Here is a 15,995-nt window from a genome sequence, read left to right as displayed (position 1 = left end):
CAAAAAGGCCGTCTGAAAACAGGGTTTAAATGTTTTTCAGACGGCCTTTTGAGTGTTGATGCGTTTATTTGGCAGGGACGGCGGGCAGTGAACCGTTCAAGAGATAATGAATGGTTTCTTGAACCGTGCGGATGGCATTGCCAAACGGCAGCGGGTCTTTACCGCGGAAAAACAGGCCTTTATCAACTTCGCCGCGGAATGCTGCGGAAAGTTGGATGTCGATACAGAATTGACCGGCTTTGGCTAAACCGTCGCGCAAACCGCAGCTGGTCAGGCAGTTCAGGCCTTGTGTGCAACGGCGCGGATCGTTTTTGGCATTGGCTTGCAATTTGGCCTCGCGTTTGATGTAGCTGTCGAGGAATTTGGTGCGCACGCCGCGAGCAGGCAAACCGGCAACAGACATGAATTCAACCACTTGTTCGGTTTCCGCACCGGTCAGCGTTTTTTTGAAGTTGATGTGGGCATCGCCTTCTTCGGTCACGGCAAACGCGGTACCGATTTGGACGGCGGACGCACCCCAGTTTTTCAAGGCTGTTTTGACTTTTTCAAAGTTTGCCATGCCGCCTGCGAGTATCAACGGGATTTTTTCGCTTTCCAAGCCCAAGTTTTTGAATACTTCAAACGTTTCTTCAATAACGCGTTTGAACTCGAATTTAGCATCGTTCACACCGTCAACGGTCGCCGCGCCCAAATGGCCGGCTGCGTGGGCTGGGTGTTCGATAACGATGGCATCGGGCAAGATGCCTTTTTTCATCCAACGTTTCAAAACGATGTTGATACCGCGTGATTCGGACAAAATAGGGAAAAGGGCGACATCTTTGTGGTAGCCCTCGGCCATTTCCGGCAAGTCCAAAGGCAAACCTGCACCCATCACAATCGCGTCTGCACCGGATTCGCAGGCCTGACGGACGTAGGCGGCATGGTCTTTGACGGCTTTCATGACGTTGACGGCGATCATGCCTTTGCCTTCTGAATCGGCTTTGGCTTTTTTGATTTCACGGTCAAGCGCGATGCAGTTGAGGCGGGTGTATTTTTCTTCGCTGGAATCGATTTTTGATTCGGCCAGCAAATCTTCGTGCAAGTGGCGCAAATCGACGCTGGCAATCGTACCCACGCCGTTTTCGCGCGCAACCGCGCTGGAGAGTTTTGATGCGGAAACGCCTACGCCCATACCGCCTTGTACGACGGGGATCAGTGATTTGCCACGGATAATCAATGGGTCAAAGTTGTTTTGCATGGATGCTCCTTCATAGATTCTGGATAGTGCCGTCTGAAATCCTATGAAATGGATTGGATAACGGGCTGATGTGTATATAAATAAGTGTGTTTTTCGCCGCCGTTTTTCAGACGGCATGAGGCGTGTTTTTAAAATTTTAGGGATTATACTCTAAGTCAGTGTAAAAATTAGAGTATTAATATAGTCTTTTTAAAGGAAAAATTGAAAAGTCTTGTTAATAAAAGAATAAATTTTATGGTGGATTGGATTAAGAAGGAGAAATTGCAAACAAAATCTACAAAGAAAAAGGCCGTCTGAAATTTCAGACGGCCTTAAGTATGGGAATCAGACAGATGTCGGATTACATTTGTTTTTTAGCGGCGTCAATGGCGTGTTGGTCGGGGTTGATCAAGATTTCAACGCGGCGGTTTTGTGCGCGGCCTTCAACAGTAGCGTTGGAGGAGATGGGTTGACGGGAGCCGTAACCGAAAGTGCTCAAACGGGTGCTGCTTACGCCGCGAGATTGCAGGAAGGCGGCAACAGATTCGGCGCGGTTGCGAGACAATGGCTCGTTGATGGCGTCGTTACCGGTGTTGTCGGTGTGGCCGTTGATGGTCAAAGTCGTGTCAGGATATTGAACCAAAGTTTGCGCAGCGGCAGACAAGGCACTTTGAGCTTGACCGCTCAGGGCGGCGCTGCCGGTAGCGAAGGTTACGTTTTCAGGCATAACCAGTTTGATTTGGTTGCCTTGACGTTCAACTTCGATGTTGGTGTTGGCCAGGCTTTGACGCAGTTTTTTCTCTTGGTAGTCCATGTAACCGCCGATACCGGCACCTACTGCACCACAAGCCAATGCGGAGTTACGCGCGCCTTTACCACCATGGGTCAGCGCACCAACGATGCCGCAAACAGCCGCACCGCCCAAACCGTACATAGCGGTTTTGCTGGCGGATTGTTGACCGGTAGCAGGATCGGTCACACAGCCGGTGAGTGCCAAAGGAATTGCAGTAGCAATAACGGTCAGGGGTTTCAAGAATTTCATGTCGTATCCTCTTTTTAGATGACGGATCGGGCCGTCTGAAAAAATGAATAAAAACCGCGTGGGTCATTACGAATTAATGATACCGAATATCCGAAACGCAAAAGAATGGGTTTAACCCGATATTACGCAAATATTTGCCAGTTAACATAATACTGAAACATTTCTGCATTTGTCTGACCGTTTGGCCACTTTGTCGCCAGATAAAAAGCAGGTTTCTTTACGATTTCTTCCGTTTTTCCTTTTTACGGCGATACCAGCTGACAAATGCCCATTTCAATCTGACTTTGACATCGTATCCCACCGAGCCTGCGCCCAGTATGAACAAAACGGCGGAGACGGGCAGGGCGAAATGATGGCCGACCAAATGATAACCCCATACGCCAACGATGCCGCCCAGTAAAAACGACAGCATTAGGCCGCTTAAAAGCCACATTTTGGGTTTGTTGACGCGGACGTGAGGCAGGCGCGGATGATGTTGCTTGGAATAATAAAGTGCGCGTGAAATTTCAATGCCCAAATCGGTTGCCGTGCCGGTCATGTGGGTGGAGCGGATGGCGGAGCCGGACAAAAGCGTAATGACGGTATTGTGCATGCCCATGATAAAGCACAATAAAAATAATGCTAAAGACGGCATGATGAAATTCGGGCCGCCAAAATCCCATTCCATCGCGGCAATGCCGAACAAGCCGAAAATCAACAGATAAACCGCTTCCAGCCACATGGAAAATCCAAAGCTGCCACGGAAACGCATTTGCTGCGTCCACAAAATCACCCAGCCCGAATGTGCGGCTCCGGCAACAAAACATAACACGCTGATTGTGGCAATAATGGCCACACTCCACTCTTGAAGATACAAAACATCTGCCAACAGCGACATTGAGCCGGTAACGTGGGAGGTATAACGTGAGAATGCGAAGTAACCGCCGGCATTAATCGCTCCGGCAAGAAAGGCCATGATGTAGCCCAGCCGTCTGAAACGGGCATCGGAAATATTGTGTTCGTGCAGATACGGGCGATCCGCCTGCCAAAACGGCGGTGTGTGTTGCCTGTGGTGGCGCAATCGGTAGGAGTGGGGCGGTTTGTCAGCGTTCATTGAGTGGGTTTGTAGTTAAACATTCATACAGAGTGTATTTTATATGCAACTGCCTGCTGCCAAAAACAAATAATATAAAGTGTCCCCAAGTTGCCACACTTGCCCATTACACAATGAGGGCGTACATTAATAGCTATACATAAGTATAAGGAAACATTCAATGAATCCTATCCGTCTGACCTTATTGTTTGGCGCCGTTGCATTGCTGGCCGCCTGCGCCACCACGCCCGAGCAAAAAGCCGCACGCGCCCAAGCGCAGAAACGCTATGAGCAGGATCTTCAAGTACATCTTGCCGCCCAATGCGATCAGGAAACTGCCGCGCTGATCCGCCGCAAATTTGACGAAGAAGGCAAACCCGGTGCCGCAACTGCAGAACAAAAAGCTTTCCGACTCAAATATATCGACAAAGTTTCCGATCCGATGTTCCAAGCCTGCTACAAAATGGCATGGCAAAACTATATTTCCCAAGAACAGCTGCGCGAAGCCCGCTACTATCGCTATTACGATGATTGGGGCTATCCGTTTGGCCGTTATCCTTGGTGGTGGTAAGGTATTAACAAACTTTAGGGCCGTCTGAAAGCATATATTTATTGGTTTCAGACGGCCTAAGGTTTATTGAAACGGCAATAACGTTTACAATAGCCGCCTATTCAAACACAATACCCACCACCCATGAACATCTGGCTTGGACAGCGACACGCGCCCAAATTTCCGCAAGGAGCCGCCGTAACCATCGGCAACTTCGACGGCGTACACCTCGGGCACAAACACATTCTACAAAAACTCAAACGAGAGGCAGACCAGCGCGGTCTGCCTGTTGTCGTTGTTGTTTTTGAGCCTCAGCCCAAAGAATTTTTTGCACGCAAAGCCGGGAAAAAGCTGCCTTACCGCATCAGTCCGCTGCGTACCAAATTGCGCCTTTTGCGTGAAACCGGCTGCGTGGATGCCGTTTGGGTCTTGCGTTTTAACCAAGCTTTCTCCGATATGAGCGCGCAAGCGTTTATCGACCAGCTTTTGCGCCAAACACTCAACACGCGTTATCTGCTGATTGGCGACGATTTCCGTTTCGGTGCCGGCCGTGAAGGTTGTTTTGAACTCTTGGCACAACAGCCCGATATGCAAACCGAGCGCACGCCGCCCGTTATTGTTGAAGACATCCGCACCAGCAGTACCGCCGTCCGCCAAGCCCTTTCAGACGGCAGGTTGGAATATGCCAAAAAACTGTTGGGCCATGATTATGTGTTGAGCGGAAAGGTCAAACACGGACAAAAACTCGGCCGCACCATCAACGCGCCTACCGCCAATGTCCAACTTCCTCCGTATCATTATGCGCTAAGCGGCGTATTTGTCGTTGAAGCAGACGGCACATTCGGCACGCGCCGAGGCGTTGCCAGCTTTGGTTTTAATCCCACTGTCAGCAACAACCGCTCGCAAAAGCTGGAAGTCCATCTGTTCGATTTCAACGGCGATTTGTACGGCCAGCGTATCTTCGTCCGCTTCCTGCACAAACTGCGTGATGAGAAAAAATTTGAGAGTATCGAAGCATTGAAAACCCAAATTTTGCAAGATATGGAAGATGCGAAGGTTTGGGAAGCATAGAAACGCTTCTAGATGCTTATAAAATCAAGACAATTGGGCTACAATAAGTCCTTTGAATTTTTTCAGACGACCTGTTCTTTTCAAAATGAGCAATCAGGCCGTCTGAAACCGAAATACCGCAACAATAGAGATCAAAAAATGACCGATTACAGTAAAACCGTAAACCTGCTCGAGAGCCCGTTTCCAATGCGCGGCAATCTTGCCAAGCGCGAGCCTGCATGGCTGAAAAGCTGGTACGAGCAAAAACGCTACCAAAAACTGCGCGAAATCGCCAAAGGCCGTCCGAAATTCATTCTGCACGACGGTCCTCCGTATGCCAACGGCGACATCCACATCGGTCATGCCGTCAATAAAATTCTCAAAGACATCATTATCCGCAGCAAAACCCAAGCCGGTTTTGACGCGCCTTATGTACCGGGTTGGGACTGCCACGGTTTGCCTATCGAAGTAATGGTAGAAAAACTGCACGGCAAAGATATGCCTAAAGCCCGTTTCCGCGAATTGTGCCGCGAATACGCCGCCGAACAGATTGCCCGTCAGAAAAAAGACTTTATCCGCTTGGGCGTGTTGGGCGACTGGGACAATCCTTACCTGACCATGGATTTCAAAACCGAAGCCGATACCGTGCGTATGCTCGGTGAAATCTACAAATCCGGCTATCTTTACCGCGGCGCTAAACCGGTTCAGTTCTGCTTGGACTGCGGCTCTTCGCTGGCTGAAGCGGAAGTGGAATACAAAGACAAAGTATCGCCTGCGATTGACGTTGCCTATCCGTTTAAAGACACCGCCACGCTTGCCACCGCATTTGGTTTGGCAAGTATCGAAGGCAAAGCGTTTGCCGTTATTTGGACAACCACGCCTTGGACTTTGCCTGCGAGCCAAGCTGTTTCAGCTGGCGCAGACGTGGTGTATCAACTGATTGATACGCCTAAAGGCAAATTGGTGTTGGCCAAAGATTTGGCAGAAGACGCGCTCAAACGTTACGGTTTTTCAGACGGCATTGCTATTCTCGCCGAAACCACAGGCGACAAGCTGGAAAACCTGCATATGAATCATCCGTTCCTCGAACGCGATATTCCCATGCTCAACGGCGACCATGTGACCACCGATGCCGGTACCGGTTTGGTGCATACTGCGCCTGCGCATGGTCTGGAAGACTACGCTGTCTGCAATAAATACGGCATCGAGCTTTACAACCCTGTCAACGCCGAAGGCAAATACATCAGCGAAACGCCGCGTGTTGCCGGCATGAGCGTTTGGGAAGCTAATCCCGTTATCCTGCAATGGCTGGAAGAGACCGGAAACCTTTTGGCAAGCAGCAAAATCGAACACAGCTACGCACACTGCTGGCGTCACAAAACGCCGTTGATTTACCGTGCGACCGGCCAATGGTTTGTCGGTATGGACAAAGCAGGTACCGATGGTAAAACCTTGCGCGACAAAGCCATCAAAGCCGTGGACGATACCGAGTTTTTCCCGTCTTGGGGTCGTGCGCGCCTCGAAGCCATGATTGAAGGTCGCCCCGACTGGGTGGTTTCACGCCAACGCTATTGGGGCACGCCGATGACTTTCTTTGTTCACAAAGAAACGGGCGAGCTGCATCCGAACTCTGCCGAACTTTTGGAAAAAGTTGCCCAAAAAATCGAAGAAAAAGGCATCGAAGCATGGTTCTCTCTCGATAAGAGTGAACTCTTGAGCGCGGAAGATTGTGAAAATTACGACAAACTTTCCGACACGATGGACGTGTGGTTCGACTCCGGCTCGACCCATTACTCCGTCTTGAAACAACGCGAAGAATTGGAATGGCCGGCTGACTTGTACCTCGAAGGCAGCGACCAACACCGCGGCTGGTTCCAATCGTCCATGCTGACCGGCTGTGCTTCATCAATGGGTCGCGCGCCATACAAACAGCTGCTGACCCACGGTTTCGTGGTTGACCAAAACGGCCGCAAAATGTCGAAATCCATCGGCAATGTCGTTGCACCGCAAGAAGTTTACAATGAATTCGGCGCAGACATCCTGCGTCTGTGGGCGGCATCCACCGATTACAGTGGCGAATTGGCGATTTCCAAAGAAATCCTCAAACGCGTAACTGAAAGCTACCGCCGTATCCGCAATACTTTGAGCTTCCTGTTTGCCAACCTCAGCGACTTCAATCCTATTGAAGATGCCGTGCAACAGGCAGACATGGTGGAAATCGACCGCTACGCCGTGGTATTGGCACGTCAGCTGCAAGAGCGTCTGGCAGGCGATTACTATCCGCGCTATGCCTTCCATTTTGCTGTAAAAGACATTGTTTCTTTCTGTTCGGAAGACTTGGGCGCGTTCTACCTCGATATCTTGAAAGATCGCCTCTACACCACCAAAGCAGACAGCCATGCACGCCGCAGCGCGCAAACTGCCCTGTATCACATCACGCGCAGTCTGGTTCTGCTGATTGCTCCAATTTTGTGCTTCACCGGCGAGGAAGCATGGGACATCATCGGTGGCGGCGAAGAAGACAGCGTCCTCTTCCACGCATGGCATGAGTTCCCATCTATCAATGAAAAAGCCGAAGCCGAATTGGTGAAAAAATGGACGGCAATCCGCGAAGCACGCGAAGCAGTAACTGCCGCCATCGAGCCTCTGCGTACGGATAAAACCGTCGGCTCTTCATTGCAAGCCGAAGCCGAAATTACGGCTCCGGAAGAAATTGCCGATTATCTGAACACTTTGGGCGAAGAATTGCGTTTTGCTTTGCTGGTGTCTAAAGCTGAAGTGAAAGTAGGTGATGAACTTGCTGTAACCGCTAAAGCCAGTGATGGTGAAAAATGCGAACGCTGCTGGCACTACACCCACGATGTGGGCGCAGTTGCAGGCCATGAAACCATCTGTAAACGTTGTGCAGACAACGTTGACGGTAAAGGCGAAGACAGACATTACGCTTAATTGTTTGGTCTAAGATAAAGGCCGTCTGAAAACTTTGAAAATAGGTTTTCAGACGGCCTTTGTTTATTGAATCTGTTTCGTATAGCGAATAGATTTTGAAGGGTAATTGGGATTTGTAGTTTTGATCAATAGAGATAGTCAGTATGTGCATAGTGGATTTGACGCATATTGAAAAATATATTCTCGTAGAAAGTACTTTTCAAAGGGTCTTACTTATCCATGGAGTATGGACGTATTTTGAACCTTTAAGTAGCCTCATATTTACGTTTTTATCCTTAAAAGGAAACTATATTCCTTATTCGTTTTATCCAATATAAAAGGCCGTCTGAAACAAGTTTTCAGACGGCCTTCAACTATTCTATCGCTAAGTAGAAATTAGCGTGCAGAGCAAGAAGTTTCTACTTTGTTGCCGTATGGGTCAGTGAAGCCGAAGAATGCTTCGCTGCCTTTTTGATGCCATTCAGCGCCTTTGCCGAACAGGCCTTGGTTGGCAACATAGCGTTCACCTGAACCTGCAACGGCAGAAGACAGGGTGGCAACTTTGTCGTCCAGACGCAGTTCAACTTGGTTGGTGCTCAGGTTGCGGACTTGTACAGACAGGCCGTTTTCGCAGCTGAATGATTGAACACGGTCATGGTTGTGCATGTCATGATGTTGGTGGCCATGTTCGTGTGCATGATTGTGCTCATGATGTTGACCATAGTCATGGCGATGGGCTTCAGGTGCGGCACAGGCAGCGAGGCTCATGGCGGTGGCAATTGCAAGCAGGGCTTTTACTTTCATTTTTGACTCCTATGGTCAGTGTTGAAGGAAGAATGTAGCGGCATGTTATAAATATCTTTATGGCTTCACAATAGGGATAACCATTATTTACTTTTTCTTCCTGTTTCCGGGAGTATGGCAGGATTCTTTGTAGTTTTGATATGAATGATTAATGCCGTTTGAAAAAAGCCGCACTTGCGCTAGAGGTAAACGAAAGTGCGGAAAATTCAGAGAGTTACATTGAAAGAAGGATAGGACAGCTTAACGCTGGCGTGCTTTAAAACGGGGATTGCTCTTGCAAATGACGTACATTTTGCCTTTTCGGCGGACAATTTGGCAGTCGCGGTGTCGTTTTTTTGCAGTTTTCAGGGATGAGAGGACTTGCATCATTTATCCTTTCTGAAAGAAGACATCATGGATTGGTAACGTTGGTTGAACTTGCTGGCGCGGCCTTCGACATTGACATTGCGTTGTTTGCCTGTGTATACGGGGTGGGACGCGGAAGAGGTATCAAGAGAGAAGAGGGGATACTCTACTCCGTCTTTCCAAACCATAGTTTTTCCGTGGGTATTGGCACATGAACGGATGAGCCATCCTTGGTCTGCACCGCTGTCGTAAAACAGGACGGTACGATAGTTGTCTGGGTGGATATCGGGTTTCATTTCTTTCTCCAGTTATTGTTATGGTATAACATTATACTCTTAGAAAAAGAGCAGGCAAGTGTTTTTTGGTTTTTCTTTATCACGGGGGTGCGGCATTTTGATAAAATATGCTGTTTCAGACGGCCTTTTTTTCATGAGGCCGTCTGAATATTTTGTTTTCTGATGATAGGGATATGATGGATTTGTATAAGGGTTTCAGATTGGGTGGTGCGGTAAGCAAGGTTGTGCCGATTATCCATGTATTGTCCAAGCTGGGGCTGTTGTTTTCACTGCTGTTGGCTGTGCCGACACTGATGTCGTATTTTTATCACGACAGCGCGTTTTTCGTGTTTGCCTACACGGCTTTGACGGTATTGTTGGTGTCGTGCGTTACTTGGGTGCTGACTTTGCGTTTTAACCGTGAATTGCGGCCGCGTGACGGATTTACCCTGGTATTGATGCTGTGGTTGGCCTTTGCCATCGTAGCGGCGATGCCGATTTATTTCTATATGCCGTCCATGAGTTTCACTGATGCGTTTTTTGAAGCGATGTCGGGGCTGACGACAACGGGGGCAACAGTGATTTCCGGCTTGGATACGCTGGCACCGTCGGTGAATTTTTGGCGGCACATGCTCAACTGGCTCGGCGGTATGGGTATTATCGTGCTGGCTGTGGCGATTTTGCCGATGTTGGGCGTGGGGGGGACGCAGCTTTTCAAAGCGGAAATTCCGGGTATGGATAAGGAAAGCAAGATGGCTCCCCGTATTTCGCAAGTGGCCAAACGGCTGTGGTTTGCTTATGCGCTGACAACTGCTGCCGCCTTTGTATCCTTGCATATTGCCGGCATGGGCTGGTTTGATGCCTTGTGCCATGCGATGTCGGCAGTGGCCTTGGGCGGTTTTTCGACACATGATGACAGCGTTGCCTATTTTGATTCTGTGGCAGTCGAATGGACATTGATGTTTTTTACTGTCTGGGGCGGTATCAATTTCGCCAGCCACTTTACTGCGCTGGGCAACCGCTCTTTGCAGGTGTATTGGAAAGATGAAGAATGCCGTTCCATGTTGTTGGTTTTGTCGGGCAGTATTTTGATTTCGGCATTGTATTTATGGCAGCAGGACGTTTATCAAAGCCTTGGCGAAGCTTTGCGCTTTGTCAGCTTCAACTTTGTGTCCATCGGATTGGCCAGCGGTTTCTCCAATGCAGACTTTGCTCAATGGCCGCTGATTGTGTCGTTGTGGATGTTTTTTCTGTCGAACGTATTGGCAAGTTCAGGCTCTATGGGGGGCGGTATTAAAAACGTGCGTGCGTTGGTGTTGTTCAAATTCAGCTTGCGTGAAATGTTGATTTTGCTGCACCCGCGTGCGGTTCGTACGGTAAAGGTCAACAACCGCTCCATTCCGGATCGTATGGCGCTGACCGTCATGTCGTTCATCTTTATTTACTTTATGACGGTCATCGTATTCAGCTTTTTACTGATGGCGGCAGGCTTGGACTTTTTATCCGCCTTTACGGCAGTCATTGCCTGTATTACTAATGCAGGGCCGGGTTTGGGGGCAGTTGGTCCGTCGCATAATTACGCCGCGCTGAGCGATGTACAGAAGTGGCTGTGTACGGCGGTGATGTTGTTGGGACGTTTGGAGATTTTTACCGTTCTGATTTTGCTGACTCCGGCATATTGGAAGAAATAAGTTTGAGAAAAAGGCCGTCTGAAATTTCAGACGGCCTTTTCATAATGGCTGGGCTTAAGCGTATTGCTTGAGCAATTCTTTGAATTGTTCGCCAGTTTCAGGGTGTTTCAAACCGTAAGCCACGGTTGCTTCAAGGTAACCTAATTTGCTGCCGCAGTCGTAGCGTTTGCCATCAAACGCATGAGCTAAAACAAACTCATGGTCGAGCAGGCGGGCGATACCGTCTGTCAGTTGGATTTCGTTACCGGCGCCGCGGGGCAGGTTGGACAACAAGTCAAAAATACGCGGAGTCAGGATATAGCGGCCGACAACAGCAAGGTTGGAAGGCGCTTCTTCCGGTTTGGGTTTTTCAACGATGTTGATAATACGCTGATAGCTTTTCAGTTTTTCAACTTCAACGATACCGTAAGAGCTTGTTTGAGAAGGATCAACGGTTTCAACACCTAAAATGCTGTTACCGCTTTGGTTGTACACATCAACCATCTGTTTCAACGCGCCTTTAGGCGTGTCAATCAAATCGTCTGCCAAAATAACGGCAAAAGGCTCGTTACCAACGGCAGCCTGCGCGCACAATACGGCATGACCCAAACCCAATGCTTCAGTTTGACGGATGTACATGCAGGTAATGTTGGGAGGCAGGATATCGCGAACGTGCTCCAACAGTTTGTCTTTTTGACGCAATTCCAATTCGGTTTCCAACTCGTATGCTTTGTCGAAGTGGTCTTCGATACTGCGTTTATTACGGCCGGTGATAAACACCATTTCGGTACAGCCGGCTTCAACCGCTTCTTCAACTGCATATTGAATTAGAGGTTTGTCCACAATAGGCAGCATTTCTTTGGGGCTGGCTTTGGTCGCAGGCAAGAAACGGGTGCCCATACCGGCAACGGGGAAGACGCATTTTTTAATGGGTTTCATATTGGTATCCTATTTTGTCTGAGGGATTAGCCCCCGAAAGTGTAATTGTGTGTAACGATAATACCACATGATAAAGTATCAGGCGGCTCGAAAAAGACTGTATATATTGTCTTATCCCAGCAACGTCAGTAATTCTTCTTCGCTTAATACAGCCACGCCCAAAGTTTGGGCTTTTTCCAATTTACTGCCTGCAGCTTCTCCGGCGACAACATAGTCGGTTTTTTTAGATACGCTGCCGGAAACTTTACCGCCTGCAGCCTCAATCATGGCTTGGGCTTGTTCTCGTTTTAGCGTGGGTAAAGTCCCTGTTAATACAAAGGTTTTACCTGCTACTGCCTCATTAATGCCGTCTGAAATAGTTTCATTTTGAAGCTCAGGCAGCTTTTGATCAAAGAAAGTTTTCATATTTTCAAGCAGGGCTGCGTTTTGCGGTTTACTGCGCCATGTTTGCCAATCGGCAGGCAACGCTTTGTCGCTTTGCAAGCCTTCTATGCTTTGTCCGGCAAGTTCCCACAAGGCCAATGCTTTGGTTTCGCTGATTTTAAAATCAGGCAGGCGGGCAATCCAGCGTTGCGGTTCGGCATGGCGCAACGGCGGGATAGTGACAGCCTGGCTTTGCGGGGCAACACCTACAGCCAGCAGCTCGTCTATCATCGCCTGTTGTGCTTCTTGGGCAAAAAAGTGAGCGATGGAGCGGGCAACCACCGTGCCGATATCAGGCAGGCAGGCGAGGATGGGTTCGGGTGCATGGCGGACGTTTTCCAGTGTGCCGAATGCCTGTGCCAGCGTTTTGGCGGTGCGTTCGCCGACGTGACGGATGCCGAGGGCAAAAAGGAAGCGGGCAAGTTCGGGTGTTTTGCTGGCTTCTATGCCTGCAAGGATGTTTTCCGCCCATTTGGTCGGCTGTTTTTTAATGTTTTTGGCAAGCAGAGTATTACCGATCTCGCTTTTAAAGTCTTCAACCTCACTGTTTGATGGTTCTTCCTCATTAGCCGATGCTTTATCCGCTGTTTCCTTCATTTTTTGCAGGGTTGGAATATCGAGGCGGTAGAGGTCGGCGAAATGACGAACCAAATCTTGTGCGACCAGCTGCTCGATTTGTTTTTGACCAAGTCCGTCGATATCCATGGCTTTGCGTGAGGCAAAGTGGATTAAACCTTGCGCGCGTTGTGCCTGGCAAAGCATACCGCCACTGCATCGGGCAACCGCTTCGCCTTCTTCGCGTTCGATTTCGCTGTGACAGATAGGGCAATGGGTGGGCAGGCGGTAGGGTTTGTGAAGCGGTTCGGATCGGGTTTCAGAAGGTGTTTCAGCAAACAAATCGTCTTGCAGGCCGTCTGAAACGGAAATCTTGGTCTCCTGCATTGGGCGGCGTTCAAAAATCACGCGCACCACCTCGGGAATCACATCTCCTGCGCGGCGCACGACAACTGTATCGCCAACGCGTACATCTTTGCGCGATACTTCGTCCTGATTGTGCAGGGTGGCGTTGGTAACGGTAACGCCGCCGACGAATACAGGTTGCAGGCGGGCGACGGGGGTTACTGCGCCGGTGCGCCCGATTTGTACATCAATGGCTTCGACAATGGTCAATGCTTCTTCAGCAGGAAATTTGTGGGCAATGGCCCAACGTGGCGCGCGTGAGATGAAGCCCAGTTTTTCTTGTTGTGCCAGACTGTTGACTTTGACCACCATGCCGTCGATTTCGTAAGGCAGGGTAGGGCGTTTTTGCTGCATTTGCTCGTAAAATGCCAATACTTCGTCGATATTTGGGAAACAGCCGAAATTACCATCAGGCAGGCTGAAGCCAAGATCTTTACAGTAGCTCAGCTCTTGCAGGTGTTCTTCTGCGATAAAACCGCCTTGTTGTCGGGCAATGGAATAGGGGAAGAAATGCAGTTTGCGCTGTGCCGTAATGCGTGAATCAAGTTGGCGCAGACTGCCGGCGGCGGCATTGCGCGGGTTGGCGAAAGGTTTTTGTCCGTTTTCAGCCTGTCGTGCGTTTAAGGCGGCAAAATCGGCTTTGAGCATCAGGACTTCGCCGCGTATTTCGATAAGCTCGGGAATATTTTCTCCATGCAGGCGCAGGGGGATGTTGGATACGGTTTTGACGTTTTGGGTAACGTCTTCACCTGTTGTGCCGTCGCCACGGGTTGCCGCTTGAGTCAATATGCCGTCGCGGTACAGCAGGCTGATGGCCAGACCGTCAAATTTAGGCTCGATAACGTATTCCGGTTTTTCTCCATTTAAACCGCCACGAACGCGCTCATCAAAAGCGTACATTTCGGCATGGTCAAACACGCCGTTTTCATCTTGTGGCGAGAAGGCGTTGGTTAGTGACAACATAGGTACTTCATGACGCACTTCATCAAAGCCTGCCAAAGGCTCGCCACCGACGCGCTGGGTTGGGCTGTCGGGCAGTTTCAACTCAGGGTGATTCAACTCCAATGCTTCGAGCTCGCGGAACAATTTGTCGTATTCGGCATCGGGTACGCTGGGCGCGTCTAGGGTGTAGTATTCGTAGGCGTAGCGGTTGAGGAGGTCGGTCAGGTATTTGATACGTTGTGCGGTTGGATTCATGTGCAATCGAAATAGAGTTTTCAGACGGCCTGATGATAGAGAGGCCGTCTGAAAATCGATGAATATTGAAGATGAAGGGATTTTACCTGAAAAAAAGCGGATATGCCGTCATTGCATATCCGCTTTTGATTGGGGAAGTTTAAGAGAACAGGCGAAGGGCTTGTTTGCTGCCGGGTTTGATGCCGACTTTGAGCATTTCTTCCTGACGGGCCAAAACGTAGTTGCGTACGTCTTTAAGCCATTGGGTGGAAACTTCTTCCATTTGGTCGTTAACTAAGTCCAAGCTGAGTTGGCCGGAGAGTTTGATTACCAAGTCCATGAATTTGTCGAAAGTTTTTTCGCCGGCCGGAACATGCGGAATATCCAAAAGCATGCTGAAACCGCGGTAGGCTTGGTTGTCCAACAAAAGATTGGTAAACGGTTTGTTGTCCAAAGTATGGATGGAGAACAATTGAGGGTTGTTGTTATCGCCGAAGTGGAAAGCGCCGTCTTCGCCCAGTTTGAAGCCTGTATCTTCCACGGCGGCACGCAATTCTACGCCGCTGATATTGGAATGGGAAACCAAGTGAATGGCGATGGTTTGGTCAACACGCGCACAGAATTGGTCGAGAGCTTGTGCAACTTCGGTGAACGCGTCCAAGTCGGTATGCAAAACTTTGCCGTCCATCAGCTGGGCAAAAGCATCAACCTGTTGGTCGAAGTGTTGCAGCTCTTCACGCGCGGCCAAACCGTTGCGGCTGACAGCCTGAAGGCCCATAACGAAGCCTTGGTAGTAAACTCCCGGAATCGGCTCGGCAACGCGGAAATGGTCGTCCATGGTGCAACCGATGATTTGGAAGCGGTGAGTGCCGGAAAGGCGCGGCAGGGCGTGCAATTCTTGGGCTTGTTTCAGGGAGATGTAGGCCATGTAGTCGAAGCGCGGATCAAACCAAGGCAACTCGACTTGCGATAATTCGTCCAAGCTGATCAATGGTACTTGTGCCACAGGCTCGGCAGCGGTTTCAACCGGAGCAGAAGCGGCTTCGGCAGGGCTGACGGTAATTTCGTTGTTTAAGCCGATAACAGTGTGTTGGACTTTTTCTTCTGCGGAAAAGTCGTCTTCCACAGTCAACTCGACATCCGTTTTAATCTGTGTAGGGTGGGCCAGTTTGGCTTTTGCCGCGTAGATTTCATCTTGCTCTTGCAGGTTGCGCAATGCCTCTTCGGTTTTTTTGTTTTTCTTGATAAACAAACCCTGGCCGCCGGTTTCTTTACTGTCGCGGACGTGCTTGGTTTTGCTGGTCAAAAGCGCATCTTTATCGGAATGGCCGAATTGTTCGCGCACTTGTTTGCGGTATTGGTTTTCCTGGTACATGTTGTAACCGATGACCGCCAAAAGAGCGGCGAGTGCTAAGACGATGAAAATCATGGAGTAATCACTTTTTAAAAAGGCAGCATTCCGTCTTTTTCAGGGTGCGGAATCTTGCTGCGCGGGAAGTTCGCTGGAGCCGGACTTTATTTGTCCGAATGAATAGCTGAATTATA

The 15,995-nt window shown here is 49.5% G+C and carries 13 protein-coding genes; 4 read left to right on the top strand and 9 right to left on the bottom strand.

The window, feature by feature from the left end; genetic code table 11:
• Positions 1–64: 64 nt before the first annotated feature.
• From FAH66_RS05705 to FAH66_RS05695, 3 genes are all read right to left on the bottom strand, one after another.
• The gene (locus FAH66_RS05705) at positions 65–1,237 is read right to left on the bottom strand and encodes an NAD(P)H-dependent flavin oxidoreductase (protein ID WP_137040981.1); all 1,173 of its coding nucleotides are present in this window, start codon (positions 1,235–1,237) and stop codon (positions 65–67) included.
• A gap of 340 nt (positions 1,238–1,577) precedes the next feature.
• Positions 1,578–2,258 (bottom strand): YiaD family glycine zipper/OmpA-like lipoprotein, encoded by a 681-nt coding sequence (locus tag FAH66_RS05700; RefSeq protein WP_137040980.1) that lies wholly within the window; start codon positions 2,256–2,258, stop codon positions 1,578–1,580.
• Between the two features lie 217 nt (positions 2,259–2,475).
• Complete coding sequence (locus tag FAH66_RS05695) at positions 2,476–3,351, bottom strand: YoaK family protein (RefSeq protein ID WP_137040979.1); 876 nt, start codon at positions 3,349–3,351, stop codon at positions 2,476–2,478.
• 160 nt (positions 3,352–3,511) lie between these two features.
• On the opposite strand from FAH66_RS05695, the gene FAH66_RS05690 reads away from it, so the two are divergent.
• The 3 genes from FAH66_RS05690 (at position 3,512) to ileS (ending at position 7,879) form a co-directional block, all read left to right on the top strand.
• A complete protein-coding gene (locus FAH66_RS05690; protein WP_137040978.1) occupies positions 3,512–3,901 on the top strand; it encodes a hypothetical protein in 390 nt (129 codons plus the stop codon).
• Positions 3,902–4,024: 123 nt separating this feature from the next.
• Positions 4,025–4,951 carry a bifunctional riboflavin kinase/FAD synthetase gene (gene ribF, locus FAH66_RS05685; protein ID WP_137040977.1) on the top strand — a complete coding sequence of 309 codons (927 nt, stop codon included), beginning with the start codon at positions 4,025–4,027 and terminating at the stop codon, positions 4,949–4,951.
• Between the two features lie 138 nt (positions 4,952–5,089).
• On the top strand, positions 5,090–7,879 hold the full coding sequence (gene ileS / locus FAH66_RS05680) for an isoleucine--tRNA ligase (protein ID WP_137040976.1): 2,790 nt from the start codon (positions 5,090–5,092) through the stop codon (positions 7,877–7,879).
• Between the two features lie 375 nt (positions 7,880–8,254).
• Here the strand turns inward: ileS and FAH66_RS05675 are convergent, their stop codons facing one another.
• The 3 genes from FAH66_RS05675 to FAH66_RS05665 all read right to left on the bottom strand — a co-directional run bounded on the left by FAH66_RS05675 (position 8,255) and on the right by FAH66_RS05665 (position 9,303).
• Positions 8,255–8,662 carry an MliC family protein gene (locus tag FAH66_RS05675; RefSeq protein WP_137040975.1) on the bottom strand — a complete coding sequence of 136 codons (408 nt, stop codon included), beginning with the start codon at positions 8,660–8,662 and terminating at the stop codon, positions 8,255–8,257.
• Positions 8,663–8,902: 240 nt separating this feature from the next.
• Complete coding sequence (ykgO, locus tag FAH66_RS05670; protein WP_070630500.1) at positions 8,903–9,028, bottom strand: type B 50S ribosomal protein L36; 126 nt, start codon at positions 9,026–9,028, stop codon at positions 8,903–8,905.
• On the bottom strand, positions 9,028–9,303 hold the full coding sequence (locus tag FAH66_RS05665; RefSeq protein WP_004464264.1) for a type B 50S ribosomal protein L31: 276 nt from the start codon (positions 9,301–9,303) through the stop codon (positions 9,028–9,030). Before FAH66_RS05665 ends, ykgO begins: the two co-directional genes overlap by 1 nt.
• A 173-nt stretch (positions 9,304–9,476) precedes the next feature.
• Here FAH66_RS05665 and FAH66_RS05660 point away from each other — a divergent pair, with 173 nt between their 5' ends.
• A complete protein-coding gene (locus FAH66_RS05660; RefSeq protein ID WP_137040974.1) occupies positions 9,477–10,973 on the top strand; it encodes a TrkH family potassium uptake protein in 1,497 nt (498 codons plus the stop codon).
• Positions 10,974–11,027: 54 nt separating this feature from the next.
• On the opposite strand, the gene galU is transcribed toward FAH66_RS05660, so the two are convergent.
• From galU to FAH66_RS05645, 3 genes are all read right to left on the bottom strand, one after another.
• Complete coding sequence (gene galU, locus FAH66_RS05655) at positions 11,028–11,891, bottom strand: UTP--glucose-1-phosphate uridylyltransferase GalU (RefSeq protein ID WP_137040973.1); 864 nt, start codon at positions 11,889–11,891, stop codon at positions 11,028–11,030.
• Between the two features lie 111 nt (positions 11,892–12,002).
• On the bottom strand, positions 12,003–14,471 hold the full coding sequence (gene ligA / locus FAH66_RS05650) for an NAD-dependent DNA ligase LigA (RefSeq protein WP_137040972.1): 2,469 nt from the start codon (positions 14,469–14,471) through the stop codon (positions 12,003–12,005).
• 139 nt (positions 14,472–14,610) lie between these two features.
• Positions 14,611–15,879: a cell division protein ZipA C-terminal FtsZ-binding domain-containing protein gene (locus tag FAH66_RS05645; protein WP_137040971.1), complete on the bottom strand. Its 1,269-nt coding sequence runs from the start codon at positions 15,877–15,879 to the stop codon at positions 14,611–14,613.
• Positions 15,880–15,995: the final 116 nt, after the last annotated feature.

Source organism: Neisseria subflava (genome assembly GCF_005221305.1).
Classification (GTDB): Bacteria; Pseudomonadota; Gammaproteobacteria; order Burkholderiales; family Neisseriaceae; genus Neisseria; species Neisseria subflava.
Note: the sequence above shows the minus strand (reverse complement) of the source record. Positions and strands in the feature narration are given on the sequence as shown.